Genomic DNA, 14541 nt, shown 5'->3' with positions numbered 1-14541 from the left:
ATGCCAGCCCTCCGACGCTTCGACGTGGACGAGCTCCTCACCCGCCCCGGGACGTACTTCAATCCCGAGACCGAGATCGTCCTCATCGTGGATGACTCGGCCCACGTGGACCTCGAGCTGATCGAGGACGAAGAGGACGACGCTTCCGAGTGGATCCTGCTCGGCGACGACCCCGCGATCGACGAGCACAAGCGCGACGAGCTCGTCGAGGCCTTCGAGACCCGCCGTGCCCGGTCTTCCGCTCCTGACGACCCGGACGAGGACGAGGACGTCGAGGAAGACGAGCTCGAGCCCGATCCCGACGACGACTACTAGACGGCGACCGCCGTCTGGACGAGCGGCGCCCGGTCCCGGGCGCCGGCCGTCGTCAGCTTGAAGCCCTTGATCGCGACGTACGTCGCCAGGTAGCCCTCCCAGACGATCTCGGGCAGCGCGGCCACCTTGGGCAGCTCGTCGAAGACGCCGACGATGACGCCCGCCGCCGCCAGCGTGAGCAACGGGCCGCCGATGATGCCCACGAGCGCCATCCCGCGCGGGACCAGGCCGGCGCGGTAGAGCAGCGTCCCGAGGATGAGGCCGTTGCCGATGCCGACGACGAGGTTCGGGCCGAGCAGGAACGTCCAGTTCTTGATCTCGACGAGGGCGCCCGCGACGCCGGCGTCGCTCGTCTTTGTCAGCGTGAGCAGGCTCAGCAGGCCGATCGCGATGAACGTGCACTCGATCACGCGTGCGGCGACGTAGCTGAACGCGAGGGCCTGCTGCTTGCGCACCAGCGGGAGGAGCGCGAGCGCCGTGCCGAGGTTGGCGGCGATCAGCAGCAGCTCGAGCACGGCGCCGAGCCCGAGGCGCGTGTCGGACGCGGCGCGCGGGTCGTCGCCGTAGAAGATCACCGCCGCGATGCCGGTGATGAACGTGAGGGCGAAGAGGATGCCGACGAGGCGGCCAGGGCGGAGGGACGAGGTCATGGCGACTCCTTACTTACGCTGTATGCTTACGGCGTAAGGTACGCTTACGCCGTAAGGTTGTCAAGTCGATGAGTCCACGAGGACGTGAGCCACTCACCCGCGAGCGCGTGCTGGGCGCCGCGCTCGAGCTCGCCGACGGCGGCGGCTTCGAGTCGCTGTCGATGCGCAAGGTTGCGGCGGCGGTCGGCGTGGAGGCGATGTCGCTCTACAACCACGTCGCCAACAAGGAGGACCTGCTCGACGGGCTCGTCGACATCGTCTTCGGCGAGCTCGAGGCGCCCGAGCCCGGCGCTGCGGACTGGAAGGACGCGCTGCGGCGCCGCGCGCACTCGATGCGCGACGTCCTTAACCGCCACCGCTGGGCGGTCGGGCTGATGGAGTCACGGGTCGCGCCGGGGCCGGAGAACCTGCGCTTCCACAACGCGACGATGGGGTGCCTGCGCGAAGCGGGCTTCGGGTTTCGCGAGGCGGTGCACGCCTCCTCGGTGCTCGACGCCTACATCTACGGCTTCGCGCTGCAGGAGCGCAGCCTGCCGTTCGATACCCCCGAGGAGCACGGGGCGGTGATCGAGGTCAAGCAGGCGGCGATCCCGGACATGACGCCGTTCCCCTACCTGGTCGAGGTGATGACCGAGATGGCCACGGCCGGCTACGACTACGCGACCGAGTTCGCGTTCGGGCTCGAGCTCATCCTTGCGGGGCTGGAGCCGTGAGCAGCGCGACCAGGCGCTCGCCGTCGGCGGTGTTGTGCCCGCCGCCGAGCTGCTCGGCGCGCGCGGCGTCACCGGTGCGGATCGCGTCGGCGAGCTCCGCGTGCTTGGCGGCGATCTCGTCGAGCTCGTAGCCGACGGTCGCCGTGAGGTTCAGGTACAGCCGTGTCTGGGCGTGCAGCGCGCGGTAGTGCTCGCGCAGCCGCGTGTGGCCCGCGAGCTCGATCACCGCGGTGTGGAAGTCGAAGTCCGCGACCTTCATCGCGGGTGTGTCACCGGCTTGGGCGGCGTTGCGCATGCGCGTGACGGCGGCGTCCATCCCGGTGGTGTCGCCCGCGCGCTGCGCCGCGAGCCGGCAGGCCATCGCCTCCAGCGCGTTGCGGAGCGTGTAGATCTCGAACACGTCGTCGGCCGTGGGGCGGGTGACGTGCGTGCTCTTGAACTGGCTCTGCTCGAGCAGGCCCTCGTGGGTGAGCGTCTGCAGCGCGCTGCGGAGCGTGTGGCGGCTGACCTCGAACTCGGCCGCGAGGTCGGTCTCGATGATCCGCTCGCCCGGCGCGAGCTCGCCGGACAGGATCCGCTCGCGGATGTGGTCGGCGACCTGGGTGGGAAGCGTCCGGCTCAACATCAGGCCAGGATCTTCTCGACGGTGGCGGCGAACGCCTCGCAGTCCTCGTCCGTGATCGCGAGGCTGAGCGCGATCATGCCGCGCGCGGCGATCCAGTAGCCCGCGTCCAGCAGCTCGAAGAAGAGCAGCTGCTTGAGGTCGTCGGTGGCTGGATGCATCGTCATCAGCGAGCCGCGGCCGGTGGTGGTGACGACGCGGTCGAGCGCGGCGCGCAGGCGGTCGCCGCGGGCGTTGAGGTCTCGGAGCGTGTCGTCGGTGAGGACCTGGGTGAGGCCCGCGATGCCCGCGCTCATCGACAGCACGTTGTTGTTGAACGTGCCGGCGTGGAACAGCGCACCGGGCCGCGTCGGGTCGTAGGCGGCCATCAGGTCGCGGCGGCCGCCGAACGCGCCGAACGACATCCCGCCCGCGAGGTACTTGCCGACCGTCATCAGGTCCGGCACGACGCCGTCGTAGCCGGGCGTGTCACGCGGGCCGAGCCGCGAGGTCATCACCTCGTCGAAGATCAGCATCGCGCCGGCCTTCGTGGCCTCCTCGCGCAGCATCTGCAGGAACGCACGCGAGGCGGGACGGCAGCCGCCGGACCCGAGCATCGGCTCGACGAGGATCGCGCCGAAGCGGTGCGCGCGGATCAGCGCGCGCGTGCCCTCGACGTCGTCGTAGTCGCCGAGCACCCAGGCGTGCGGGACGGTGACCGGACTCGGCTCGCCTCCGCCGAAGGCCAGCACGCCACCGTGGTAGCCGCCCTTGAACACGAGCACCTCGCGCCGCCCGGTGTGGTGCAGCGCGAGCGCGAGCGCCATCAGGTTCGCCTCGGTCCCCGAGTTGGTGAAGCGCACGAGCTCCAGCGCCGGGAAGCGCGCGCACAGGAGCTCAGCCAGCTCGCCCTCGAGCTCCGAGCTGCCGCCGTAGTTCAGGCCACGGTCGAGCGCGCCGCGGACGGCGTCGAGGATGACGGGGTGCGAGTGGCCGTAGAGGCCGGCCGTGAACTCGCCGAGGAAGTCCGTGTAGCGGCGGCCGTCGAGCGAGTACAGGTGCGCGCCCTCCGCCCGTGCGAACGCGAGCGGGAACGGATCGAAGTGCAGGACGCTGCGCGTGTTCGCCCCGGGCAGGTGGGCCGCCGCGCGCTCGGCCCGCGCGGCGCTGGCGGGGTTGGCGGCGACGTACCGCGCGACCGCGTCGCGCAGCGCGCCGGCCACGGCGTCGCCACCCACCACGGACCCGCCGCCGCCCACAGCGGTCTCGCCGCCCGCGGCCACCCCACCGCGCTCTTCCCGCGCGGTCACAGCGACGCCACCGTGGCGGGCAGGCTCGCCATGTCGTGGATGTGGGCGGTGACGATCGAGGCGTCGTGGCCCGAGTGCTCGCGGTCCACCCAGACGCGGCGCAGGCCGAGGTCGCGGGCCGGGACCATGTCGTGCCACCAGGCGACGGCGGCGTGGACCCAGTTGGCCCGGTCGACGCCGGTCCGCGCCTCGAACACCTCGAAGTGGCCGAGCGCGGGCTTGTAGCTGTGGATCTCCTCGGCGGTCACGACGCAGTCGATCTCGACGCCCAGCGCGGCGCGGGTGGACTCGAACAGGTCGTTGTCGCAGTTGGTGAGAATGCCGAGCTTCCAGCCGGCGTCGCGGAGCGCGCCCAGTGCTCCGGGCGTGTCCGGGAAGGCCTCGATCGTGCCCCACTCCGTGACGATCCGCTCCTGGTCCGCCGGGGCCAGGTCGAGCCCGATGCGCTGCGAGGCGCGCGCGACGCCCTCGAGCAGGATCGCCTTGTAGGACGCGGTCGGCGCGTCGCGCTGGACCTCCGGCTCGACCGCGTGGAACGCGTGCACGAGGTCCTCGATCCGCCCGTCGGCGACCGGTTCGAGGATCCGGCGGAACGCCGTCTGCCAGTCCAGCAGCGTCCCGTAGCAGTCGAAGGTGATCCAGCGCTCGTCGCTTCGTTGCATTGTCGACAATTGAACTGAATGCGGAGGCCTACGTCAACCCGCGCCGGCCGACGCGCGCTAGACGAAGTAGAAGACGATGCCGAGGACCACGTAGACGGCGAGCAGCTGCACGCCTTCGAACCACGTGGACTCGCCGTCTTGCGATACGTGCGCGGCGATCAGCACCGCGAGCAGCACCGCGCCGATCTCGATCGAGCTGAACTCGAGCGCGAGCGGGAACGGGCCGAGCACGAAGCTCAGCAGCACCAGGACCGGCATCACGAAGAGGGCGATCTGCGCGCTGGAGCCGATCGCGATCCCGATCGCGATGTCCATCTTGTTGCGGGCGGCGAAGTACACGGCCACCCAGTGCTCGGCGGCATTTCCGACGATCGCGACGATGATCAGCGAGACGAAGAACGGCGAGAGCCCGATGCCCTTCGACGCCTCCTCGATCGAGCCGACGAGGATCTCCGACATCACGCCGACCGCGACGCCGGCGCCCGCGAGCATGCCCACGCTGCGCTTGACGCTCCACGCGTCCTCGGGCGTGTCGTCCTCGCTGTCCGGGTTGAAGACGTCGTGATGGGTCTTGAGCGAGAACCACAACCCGGCGAAGTACGAGATCAGCAGCACGATCGCGACCGCGAACGACATGTGCTCGACGCTCGCCGGGAAGTTCGTCGCCTCCTCGCCGAGCTTGGGCAGCTCGCCGCCCTGGGCGATCAGGAACATCGCCGGTAGCACGAGCGCGACCACCGCGAGCAGCAGCATCGTCGCCTGCGCGCTGGCGGCTTCGGCCACGAACTTGTTGCGCTCGCGCCCCCAGCCGCCGATCAGGAACGCCGCACCCATCACCAGCAGCAGGTTGCCGAGGATCGAGCCGATGATCGACGCCTTCACGACCTCCTGCAGCCCCTTCTCGAGCGCGAACAACGCGATGATCAGCTCCGGCGCGTTGCCGAACGTCACGTTCAGCAGCCCGCCGATGCCCGGGCCCGCCCGATGCGCGAGCTCCTCGGTCGCCCGCCCCATCAACGCCGCGGTCGGCACGACGCCGAGCGCGCTCGCGAAGAAGACCAGGATCGGGTCCGCCTCGAGCAGGTCGAGCACGACCGCGATCACGATGAACGGCAGCAGCAGATACGGCCAACCGGACCCGCTGAACAGGAAACGCCGCAAGTTGAAGGGCTGAGCCGCCGAGGTCATCGGCAGCGCAGCTTAGGCGCCACTAATACATGAGTGTTTTATGAGGTCCGAGCAGGGACGGTACGGCCACGGCTACGGCGAGCACACCGTCGGGCGCCGCGGCCGGCGCGCTTGTGGGCAAATGAGGTCCGGTTCCCGGACTGTGGGAACGCCGTGCGTTCCCCTGCTCGTAAGGCTCAGGCCGACGTCGCGAGGGGGCGAGGAACCAAACTCCCGCATAGCGGGACTTTGGTTCCCCACCCCCACACACCACACCCGCCGCGACGGGTCAAGCAATTCCTGACGACCGCGCCGCGCTCCGCCCACGCCGGGGCATGAATTGTTTGACGCGGCGCTAGTGGGTGTGGTCAGCCGTTGACGTTCAGCCGCCGAAGACGCTGCCGCCGGCCTGCAGCTGCGCGAGCAGCTCGGCGAACGGACGGGCGCCCTTGGGCGCCGCGATGTCCTGGTCCTCGCCGACCTTCGTGAGCGTGAGGTCCAGCAGCGCGCGGCCGTTGCCGGTCGCGGCGGTGCCCTCGACGACGAGGCGGCGCAGCACCTGGTCCTCCGCGCCGGTGTAAACGGTGACCGTCAGGTCCTTGACCTCGTCGGCCGCTTCGGCGGGGATCTTGCTCGGCAGCTTGCCGTTCGTGCCCGCGCCCGGGAGTTGCAGCGCGCTGAGCTGGCCGGCGAGCAGGTTGACGTCCGCGATCACCTTGCGGACGTCGGCCGGACCGGTGAGCTTGATCGTCTCCACGCCGCCGACTTCGGCGGTGCCGGCGTTGACCGGGTTCGGCACCCAGCGCTTGAGGTCGATGTTGATCAGCGGGCCGCCCTGGCCGAGCGCCTGCTCGAGGCCGGCGGTGAGCTGGCCGGCGAGCATCGACGGCACCTCGTAGGTCTTGCCCTGCAGCGTCACGAAGGCCGACTCGCCGGTGGAGGTGGCGCCGACCGTCTGCTTCTGCCCCGCGGCGGTGACGTCGGCCGAGACCGCGAAGCGCGGCGTCTCCCCCTTCTTGCCGACCTCGAACGGCCCGCGGACGGCGACCTGGGTCTCCTGCTGGCCGGCGGCGGCGTCCAGCTTGGCGTCCAACGTCGCCGACTGCAGCGAGCCGAGGTTGTTGACCGTCGCGCTCAGCAGCTCACGTGCATCCGACGTTGCACTCGCCCGCTCTGAGCCGTCGGCACCGCAACCTGCGGCCAGTAGAGCGGTTGCAAGCAGAACACCGAGGAAGCGCATACGTCGAAGTTACCATCGGAGATTCCGCGTGAGACGCACGTTTTGTTCAGCTTTTGTGCCGATTTTGTGCAGCCTTTTCGTATTGGCGGCCAGTCCGGCACAGGCCCAGAAGAAGGTCACGGTGGCCGCCGAGCTCAAGCGCCTGCAGGCCGCGGGCGCCGACCCCGCGGCGATCTCGGGCTACCGCGCGACCTACACCGACGCTCGCGCGCGTGTGAAGAAGCTGACGGGCGCCCGCAAGGTCCAGCTGGGCGGCGTGATCACGGACCTCGAAGGCATGGCGGCGCGCAAGCAGTTCACGGCCAGCCGCCTCCCGAGCCTGTTCCTCACGCTGCAGCGCAACGTCGAGTGGTGGACCACGCAGCGCCTCCTCAACGCCGGTGAGCGCGTCTCCTTCACCGGCTCCGAGCTCGTCTTCCAGTTCTATCCCGGCCACGGCATCCAGATCCAGTGGCTCGGCACGTTCGGCAAGCTCAACGGCTACTGGAGCGGCGGCAAGCGCTACGACGTGCGCGCCGGCGCCCTGCTGGACGAGATCAAGGGCCTCTCGGCCCAGCGCGCCGGCGGGCTCGCGTGGGAGTACCTGTTCCCGTTCGACGGCCAGTCGCCGCCGTGGGTCTCCTCGCTCGCCCAGGGCACCGGTCTGCAGGCGATGGCCCGCTCGGCCACGCGCCTGAACCGCCAGGAGGATGTCTTTCCCGTCGCGCTCGCCGGCCTGTCGATCTTCACCGCGGCGCCGCCGTCCGGCGTGCGGATCCCGTCCGGTACCGGCGCCCACTACCTGCAGTACTCCGGCCTGCCGACCTTCAAGGTCGCGAACGGCTTCATCCAGTCGCTGGTCGGCCTCTACGACTTCGCCAACCTGACCGGCGACCCGACCGCGCAGTCGCTGTTCGAGGACGGCGACCGCGCCGCCCGCCAGGAGATCGGCACGTTCGACACGGGCGCGTGGAGCCTCTACAGCCGCGGCGCGCCGGTCACCCGCGAGTCCGACCTCGGCTACCACAAGCTCCTCCGTGACTTCCTCAAGGCGCTGTGCTCGCGCACGACCACGGTCGAGTACTGCGCCGCCGAGCAGCACTTCACCGAGTACCTCACGCTGCCGCCGACCCTGGAGCCGCTGAAGAGCACGCTCACCGCCCGCAAGCTCGGCACCGTGCGCTTCAAGCTCTCGAAGATCTCGCGGGTCACGTTGAAGATCACGCGCGACGGCAAGGCGGTCGCCACGCTCACCCCCGGCGTCCTCGGCTACGGGAGCAAGTCGGTCGCCTGGACCGCGCCGAAGAAGTCCGGCGACTACGACGTCACGGTCACCGCGACCGACCTCGCCAACAACACCGCCACCACGACTGGAGTGATCACCGTCAAGAAGCGTGGGTAGAGTCGTCAGTCCGGATGGCGGCGCGGACGATCCTCTACACAGGCAAGGGCGGGGTAGGAAAGACCTCGGTCGCCGCGGCCACCGCCCGCCGGTGCGCGGCCGCGGGCGCCCGCACGCTCGTCATCTCGACCGACCCCGCGCACTCGCTCGCCGACGTCCTGGACACGCCCGTCCAGGGCTCCCCGACCGAGGTCTCCGAGCGTCTGTTCGCCCAGCAGGTGCAGGCGCAGGACGAGCTCGAGCACCACTGGAGCGCGGTCAGCGAGTGGATGGGCACGCTGCTGATGGAGCGCGGCGTGGAGCGGATCGCGGCCGAGGAGCTGACCGTCCCGCCCGGCGGTGACGAGCTCTTCAGCCTGCTCGTCCTCAAGGGCCACGTGGAGTCCGGCGAGTGGGACGTGATCGTCGTCGACTGCGCGCCCACCGGCGAGACGCTGCGGCTGCTGAGCTTCCCCGACGCCGCCCGCTGGTGGCTGGACAAGGTGGTCGGCAAGGAGCAGTCGATGCTCTCCGCCGCGCGCCCGCTCGCCCGGATGTTCCTCGACGTCCAGCTCCCCGACGAGCAGGTCGTCGCCGAGATCCAGAAGCTCGTCGCCAACCTCGTCGCGATGCACGAGCTGCTGCGCGACGCCGAGCGCGTCTCGATGCGGCTCGTGATGACGCCCGACCGGATGGTCGTCGCGGAGGCGATGCGGACGTTTACGTACCTGAACCTCTACGGGTACCTCACGGACGCCGTGATCGTGAACCGCGTCTTCCCCGACGAGCTGGCCGAGGGCTACTTCGGCGCCTGGCACGCCGTCCAGCGCGAGCAGCTCGAGCTCGTCGACGCGGGCTTCGCGCCGGTTCCGGTGCTGCACGCGCCGTACTACGCCGCCGAGGTGATCGGCGACGAGCGCCTGGACGAGCTCGGCGCGGCGCTGTTCGCCGACCACGACCCGGCCGCGGTGCTGCACGACCGGCTCGCGCAGGAGCTGTCGGTGAGCAACGGGCACGCGTCGCTGCGGCTGGACCTCCCGTTCGCCGCCAAGGGCGACGTGCAGCTCAAGAAGATCGGGCTCGAGCTGATCGTCCGCGTGGACACGCACAAGCGCACGATCGTGTTGCCGGGCGCGCTCGCGGGCTACAAGCCGACGTCCGCCACGCTCGAGGAGGGCGCGCTGACCGTGGGGTTCGAGCATGGCTGAGCCCGACCGCGAGGCCTACGCGGCCGCCGAGCGGCTCGTCCGCGAGGCGCACGCGCGGGCCGAGGAAGCCGCGCGCGCCGCCGAGGCGAGCGCGCCGCCGAACGGCTGGGCCACGCCCGGCGAGACGCCCAAGGCCGCCACGCCGGACTTCAACGCGCTGTTCGCGCTGCTCGACGCGGCCAAGGACAACCTGCCGCCCGAGCTGCTCCGCCAGGTCGCGGACGCGCTGCGCGAGCTGCTGCTCGCCCTGCGCGCCGTCATCGACTACTCGATCGAGCGCCTGGAGCGCCCGCCCGCGCCCGCCCGCGACGTGGAGGACATCCCGATCTCATGAGCCCACGCCGAGAACCGCTGGGCCTGCCCAAGGAGCTGCAGCTCGCCGCCGCCGCGGCGGTGCTCCTCGTGCTCTCCTTCGTCCTGCCCTGGTACCAGAAGGCGATCTTCCCGGACGGCCGGCCCGTCCAGTCCAACGTCAGCGCGCTCGGAGCGTTCTCGTTCGTCGAGGCCGGGATCCTGCTCGTCGCCATCGCGGTGGTGTTCCTCGTCTGGACGCGGCGGCAGAACAAGGCGTTCCACCTGCCGGGCGGCGACGGAACGGCGATCGTCATCGCCGGCGGCTGGGCGATGCTGCTGCTCGTCTACCGGCTCTTCGACAAGCCCGGCATCCAGGGCGAGGGCGTGGGCGCCACGATCGGCATCCAGTGGGGCATCTTCGGCGCCATGCTCGCCGCGGGCCTGCTGATCGCCGCCGGTCTGCGCGTGAAGGCGATCGACGCGCCCGAGCCGCCGAACCCCGCCGCGGACGAGACGGGCTGGGTCGCGCCGCCGCGCCGGGAGCGCGAGCGCACGCCGGATCGCCGCCCGCGCGACGCGACCGCCGTCACCGAGTTCCTGCGCGACCGCCCCTCGTGGGAGGGCGACATCGCGGACGCGCCCACCTCGCGGTTGGACGACGCACCGACGACTCGGCTCGACGACGCACCCACCACCAAGCTGCCCGAAGACCCGTCTGAAGCACCCACGCGCAGGGAACGCCGCCCGGAGGCGACCGAACGTCTCTGGGACGACGAGTAAGCGGGCCGATCGGTCCAGTCAACTTCTCCACCAATCGGTCGATCACCGATGGTGAGATGAAGCCTTCAGCCGCCTCCCTGTACCAGATCGACGAGCGCGGACTCGAGCTGCGCCGCACCTATATGGGCATGACCCCCGCGGAGCTCACGCTCCTGGGCAGCATGCAAGCCTGGGCCGACCGCAACGCCGACGCCATCGGTGTCGCACTCGCCGAGCACACCTTCGGGCACGCCTCCGCCGGCCAGTTCCTGGCCGACTACGCGAACGGCAAGGGCATCCGCGTCGCCGATCTCAAGCGCGGCTGGGGCGCGGCGCAGGCCGGCCACTTCAAGGCGATCTTCTCCGAGGCGGCCAAGCCGGGCGGCTTCGGCGTCTCCTACTTCGAGGCGCTGCTCGGCGTCGGCGCGCTGCACAGCCGCATCAACCTGCCGCTGAAGTGGTTCCTCGGCACCTACCCCGTCTTCATCGACCTCGTCCACGCGGCGATGCTCGCCGACGTGCCCGAGCCCGCGCGCCAGGCCAAGAAGAGCTTCGGCCGCCGCTCCACCGACGGCGTCGACATCGCGCTGCTCGCGGACGCCGAGCGCGCGATCAGCCGCGTTTTCAACTACGACTCGCAGGCGATCGTCGAGTCCTTCTACTACGACACGTTCACCTCGATGGGCGTGAACCTGAAGACGATGGGCGAGGCCGGCCCGGGCCGGGACATCTCCGACCTGTTCGCCGACGTGCGCAACACGATGCACGACACGCTCAAGAGCTTCAACGACTCCACGTTCGTCGTGCAGGAGATGTGCTCGGGCATGAACCGGTCCCTGAGCGAGACCGGCCAGGCCGTCAACGAGCTGGCGCTGAGCGCCCAGCGCGTGGCCGAGGGCGCCGCGCGCCAAGCCGACGTCGCCACCCAGGGCCGCAGTGCCGTCGACCAGGCGAGCGCCGCCGCGTCCGGCGCCACCGACCTCTCCCGCAACGGCATCGAGGCCGCGATCGAGGCGACCACGTCGCTCGCCGACGCCCGCACCCGGATCGAGGACGCCGCGACCGCGATCACCGCGCTCGCCGCCCGCTCCGAGCAGGTCGGCGGCATCGTCGAGGCGATCCAGGAGATCTCCAGCCAGACCAACCTGCTCGCGCTCAACGCCGCGATCGAGGCCGCCCGCGCGGGTGAGAAGGGCAAGGGCTTCGCGGTCGTCGCCGAGGAGGTGCGCCGGCTCGCCGAGCGCGCCGCGCAGTCGGCGGCGGACGCCGGCGGGATCATCGCCGGCATCCAGGCCGAGACCAACGACGCCGTCCAGCTCGTCCGCGACGCCGCGAGCCGCACCCACGCCGGCACCGAGGCCTCCGACCGCGCCCGCAGCGCCCTCGAGGAGATCGACGGCGCCGTCGGCCGGATCACGCTCGAGCTCGGCGGCATGAGCCAGCTCACGAGCGACATCGCCGAGTACGCCGAGGAGACCGCCGCGTCGGCCGAGGAGATGTCGGCGACGACGCAGCAGACCAACGCGTCCACCCAGGAGATCGTGTCCTCGGTGTCGCAGCTCTCCGCTCAGTCGGAAGCGCTGTCCGAGCTCACGAAGCAGCTCGAGCTGGCGTAAGCGTCTGGTCGACCTCGCCGACCAGCTCGGCGAGGATGCCTGCCAGCGCGAGCGCCTGCTCGTCGTCGGTCAGGTGACCGTGTGGGTGGAAGGCGTCGTCGGCGAGGCCGATCGGCAGCTCGCGGTCGATCACGCGCGCGCCGATCGCGGCCAGGACCTTGCGCCCCTCGGCCTGTGCCCAGACCGCGCCGAACAGGCCGGTCGAGGTGCCGATGACCGCCGTCGGCGTGTTGCGCAGCGGCGACTCGGCGAGCGGGCGTGAGAGCCAGTCCAGCGCGTTCTTGAGCTGGCCCGGGAGCGAGTGGTTGTACTCGGGGGTCGCGACGAGCACCGCGTCCGCGCCGGCGATCGCGTCCCAGAGCGCCTGCACGGCGTCGGGGCGGGTGTGCTCGTCGTCCTCGTCGAACGGCGGGATCGCCTTCAGGCCGTCGAAGACCTCCAGCTGCACGTCGGGCGGCAGCAGGTTGCCCGCGGCGCGGAGGAGCTTGGCGTTGTGGGAGCCGGCGCGCAGGCTGCCGGAGAGGCCGAGGATCTTCATCGCCGTTACGCGCGTGCCAGCTCGAGCTCGACGGTCAGCTTGACCTCGTTGGCCAGCGCGAAGCCGCCCTTGGGCAGCGGCGCGTTCCAGTCGAGGCCATACTCGCGGCGGTCGACGATCGCCTCGAGCACCAGGCCGAGCTTCTCGACGTCGCCGAGCGTGATCGCCGGGTCCGTGATCGTGCCGCGGGCCTCGATCGGGCGGGAGGTGCCCTTGATCGTCAGCGTGCCGTCGACGATCAGCTCGCCGTCCTCGCTGCGGATCAGCGTCGAGTCGAAGGTGACGGTCGGGAAGCGCTCGGTGTCGAAGAAGTCGGGCGCGCGCAGATGGGCGGCGAGGTTGTCGTCCTTGACGAGGATCGAGTCGGCGGCGACGGAGCCGGTGAGGCGCAGCGTGCCGTCCTCGGCCGCGGTGAGCGTCGCGTCGTAGCTCTCGAACCGGCCGCGGAAGGTCGAGACGAGCATGTGCTTGACGGCGAAGCCGACGGTCGAGTGGACCGTGTCGGCGGTCCAGGTGCTGTTGGCGGGGATGGTGCTCTGGGCGATGGCGGTCATGGTCGCTCCCGTAAGTGGACCGTGGTCCGTTTGCTTGCTGGCGGAAAGGTAGCACACGAAACGGACCATGGTCCAGTTAGCTATCCTGTGGGTATGTCCGCGCTCCCCGTGTTCAACGCCGAACCGCCCGAGCGCGCGGATGCCGCCCGCAACCGCAAGCTCGTGCTGGAGGCCGCGGGGCGGCTGTTCGCGCGCAACCCGGAGTGCGTGACGATGGAGGCCGTGGCGGCCGAGGCAGGCGTCGGCAAGGGCACCGTCTTCCGCCGCTTCGGCGACCGCGCCGGGCTCGTCCGGGCGCTCATCTCCGACACCGAGATCCAGCTGCAGGAGGACCTCATCCGCGGCGCGCCGCCGCTCGGGCCGGGCGCGCCCGCGCGGGAGCGGCTGATCGCGTTCGGCGCCGCGTACCTGCGCTTCCTCGAGGTGCACGGCCGGCTGCTCGCCACCGCGGAAGGTGCGTCCTGGCTGCTCAGCGAGCCGTACGCGCTCTATCGCACGCACGTCTCCCTGCTGCTCGAGCAGGCCGGCTGCGGCGACTCCGCGCAGTACCTGGCCGACGTGCTGATGGCGCCGCTGGCCGCCCCCGCGTTCCTCTACCAGCGCGATGTGCGCGAGCGCTCGTTGGAGGAGCTGACCCGCGCGTATGAGGACTTGGTCGCGAGGCTCATAGACTGACCGGGATGATCGTCCCTGGGTCTGTCGACGACGTCACGAGCGGCCTGCAGGCTGCCGGGTACCTCCCCGGTGAGTCGACGGCGCTGGTGTCCTACCTGGCGACGCGGCTCGGCAAGCCCGTGCTGGTCGAGGGTCCCGCCGGTGTCGGCAAGACCGAGCTGGCCAAGAAGCTGGCCGAGTATCTGGGCCGCGACCTCGTGCGTCTGCAGTGCTACGAGGGTCTCGACGAGGCCAAGGCGCTGTACGAGTGGAACTACCGCAAGCAGCTGCTGCGGATCCAGACCGAGGCCGAGGACGCCGGCTGGCAGGCCGTGCAGGACGACATCTTCGGCGAGGAGTTCCTCCTCTCGCGACCGCTGCTGCAGGCGATCGCCTCCGAGGAGCCGGTGGTCCTGCTGATCGACGAGATCGACAAGACCGACCAGGAGTTCGAGGCGATGCTGCTCGAGCTGCTCAGCGACTTCCAGATCTCGATCCCCGAGCTGGGCCGCATCGAGGCGAAGACGATGCCGGTCGTGCTGCTCACGTCGAACAACTCGCGTGAGCTGACCGAAGCGCTGAAGCGCCGCTGCCTGTACCTGTGGCTCGACTACCCGACGCCCGAGCGCGAGCTGGAGATCGTCCGCCTGCACGCGCCGGAGCTGCCGGAGACGGTCGCCGCGCGGCTCGTCGAGGTCGTGTCGATGGTGCGCGAGCTGGACCTGAAGAAGCCGCCCTCGATCGCCGAGTCGATCGACTGGGCGCGCGCGTTGCTGCTCCTCGGCGCCGAGGACATCGACCAGCAGACCTTCCGCGAGACGATGTCGATCATCGTCAAGCACCGCACGGATCTCGACACCGTCGCGGAGCGGGTCGGCGTGCGGCTGGCGGCCTAGCGCC

General features: G+C 70.6%; 17 protein-coding genes. 9 read left to right on the top strand and 8 right to left on the bottom strand.

Features of this window, described 5'->3' with window-relative positions; genetic code table 11:
- Positions 1-315 (top strand): hypothetical protein, encoded by a 315-nt coding sequence (locus OJ997_RS19925; protein ID WP_270026968.1) that lies wholly within the window; start codon positions 1-3, stop codon positions 313-315.
- Here the strand turns inward: OJ997_RS19925 and OJ997_RS19920 are convergent.
- Entirely contained in the window at positions 312-965 is a 654-nt protein-coding gene (locus OJ997_RS19920; RefSeq protein ID WP_270026967.1) for a DUF4386 domain-containing protein, read from the bottom strand. The genes OJ997_RS19925 and OJ997_RS19920 overlap by 4 nt on opposite strands.
- Before the next feature lie 68 nt (positions 966-1033).
- Here OJ997_RS19920 and OJ997_RS19915 point away from each other — a divergent pair, with 68 nt between their 5' ends.
- Positions 1034-1678, top strand: coding sequence for a TetR/AcrR family transcriptional regulator (locus OJ997_RS19915; protein WP_270026966.1), 645 nt, complete (start codon positions 1034-1036; stop codon positions 1676-1678).
- On the opposite strand, the gene OJ997_RS19910 is transcribed toward OJ997_RS19915, so the two are convergent.
- The 5 genes from OJ997_RS19910 to OJ997_RS19890 all read right to left on the bottom strand — a co-directional run bounded on the left by OJ997_RS19910 (position 1653) and on the right by OJ997_RS19890 (position 6658).
- The gene (locus OJ997_RS19910; RefSeq protein ID WP_270026965.1) at positions 1653-2303 is read right to left on the bottom strand and encodes a GntR family transcriptional regulator; all 651 of its coding nucleotides are present in this window, start codon (positions 2301-2303) and stop codon (positions 1653-1655) included. The two genes, OJ997_RS19915 and OJ997_RS19910, sit on opposite strands and share 26 nt — an antisense overlap.
- The gene (locus OJ997_RS19905; protein WP_270026964.1) at positions 2303-3589 is read right to left on the bottom strand and encodes an aminotransferase class III-fold pyridoxal phosphate-dependent enzyme; all 1287 of its coding nucleotides are present in this window, start codon (positions 3587-3589) and stop codon (positions 2303-2305) included. The genes OJ997_RS19910 and OJ997_RS19905 overlap by 1 nt, the downstream gene beginning before the upstream one ends.
- Positions 3586-4251, bottom strand: coding sequence for an HAD family hydrolase (locus OJ997_RS19900; protein WP_270026963.1), 666 nt, complete (start codon positions 4249-4251; stop codon positions 3586-3588). Before OJ997_RS19900 ends, OJ997_RS19905 begins: the two co-directional genes overlap by 4 nt.
- A 57-nt stretch (positions 4252-4308) precedes the next feature.
- Positions 4309-5439 carry a calcium/proton exchanger gene (gene cax / locus OJ997_RS19895; RefSeq protein WP_270026961.1) on the bottom strand — a complete coding sequence of 377 codons (1131 nt, stop codon included), beginning with the start codon at positions 5437-5439 and terminating at the stop codon, positions 4309-4311.
- 361 nt (positions 5440-5800) lie between these two features.
- Positions 5801-6658: a hypothetical protein gene (locus OJ997_RS19890; RefSeq protein WP_270026959.1), complete on the bottom strand. Its 858-nt coding sequence runs from the start codon at positions 6656-6658 to the stop codon at positions 5801-5803.
- Positions 6659-6740: 82 nt separating this feature from the next.
- On the opposite strand from OJ997_RS19890, the gene OJ997_RS19885 reads away from it, so the two are divergent.
- The 5 genes from OJ997_RS19885 to OJ997_RS19865 are packed head-to-tail and all read left to right on the top strand — an operon-like array spanning position 6741 to position 11895.
- Positions 6741-8039 (top strand): D-glucuronyl C5-epimerase family protein, encoded by a 1299-nt coding sequence (locus tag OJ997_RS19885; RefSeq protein WP_270026958.1) that lies wholly within the window; start codon positions 6741-6743, stop codon positions 8037-8039.
- A 14-nt stretch (positions 8040-8053) separates the two neighbouring features.
- The gene (locus tag OJ997_RS19880) at positions 8054-9226 is read left to right on the top strand and encodes an ArsA family ATPase (RefSeq protein WP_270026957.1); all 1173 of its coding nucleotides are present in this window, start codon (positions 8054-8056) and stop codon (positions 9224-9226) included.
- Positions 9219-9560: a hypothetical protein gene (locus OJ997_RS19875; protein ID WP_270026956.1), complete on the top strand. Its 342-nt coding sequence runs from the start codon at positions 9219-9221 to the stop codon at positions 9558-9560. Before OJ997_RS19880 ends, OJ997_RS19875 begins: the two co-directional genes overlap by 8 nt.
- Positions 9557-10300, top strand: a complete 744-nt coding sequence (locus tag OJ997_RS19870) for a hypothetical protein (protein ID WP_270026955.1) — start codon at positions 9557-9559, stop codon at positions 10298-10300. The genes OJ997_RS19875 and OJ997_RS19870 overlap by 4 nt, the downstream gene beginning before the upstream one ends.
- A gap of 56 nt (positions 10301-10356) precedes the next feature.
- Entirely contained in the window at positions 10357-11895 is a 1539-nt protein-coding gene (locus tag OJ997_RS19865; RefSeq protein WP_270026954.1) for a globin-coupled sensor protein, read from the top strand.
- Here the strand turns inward: OJ997_RS19865 and OJ997_RS19860 are convergent.
- Together OJ997_RS19860 and OJ997_RS19855 are read right to left on the bottom strand one after the other, a co-directional pair.
- Entirely contained in the window at positions 11870-12433 is a 564-nt protein-coding gene (locus tag OJ997_RS19860) for an NADPH-dependent FMN reductase (protein WP_270026953.1), read from the bottom strand. The two genes, OJ997_RS19865 and OJ997_RS19860, sit on opposite strands and share 26 nt — an antisense overlap.
- 5 nt (positions 12434-12438) lie before the next feature.
- Positions 12439-12987, bottom strand: coding sequence for a YceI family protein (locus tag OJ997_RS19855; RefSeq protein WP_270026952.1), 549 nt, complete (start codon positions 12985-12987; stop codon positions 12439-12441).
- Positions 12988-13080: 93 nt separating this feature from the next.
- On the opposite strand from OJ997_RS19855, the gene OJ997_RS19850 reads away from it, so the two are divergent.
- Positions 13081-13662, top strand: a complete 582-nt coding sequence (locus tag OJ997_RS19850) for a TetR/AcrR family transcriptional regulator (RefSeq protein WP_270026951.1) — start codon at positions 13081-13083, stop codon at positions 13660-13662.
- Positions 13663-13667: 5 nt separating this feature from the next.
- The gene (locus tag OJ997_RS19845; protein ID WP_270026950.1) at positions 13668-14537 is read left to right on the top strand and encodes an AAA family ATPase; all 870 of its coding nucleotides are present in this window, start codon (positions 13668-13670) and stop codon (positions 14535-14537) included.
- Positions 14538-14541 lie beyond the last annotated feature (4 nt).

Source organism: Solirubrobacter phytolaccae, from assembly GCF_027587195.1.
Lineage (GTDB): Bacteria > Actinomycetota > Thermoleophilia > Solirubrobacterales > Solirubrobacteraceae > Solirubrobacter > Solirubrobacter phytolaccae.
The sequence above is the reverse complement of the archived record's forward strand: the minus strand, read 5'-3'. Positions and strand labels throughout refer to the sequence as shown.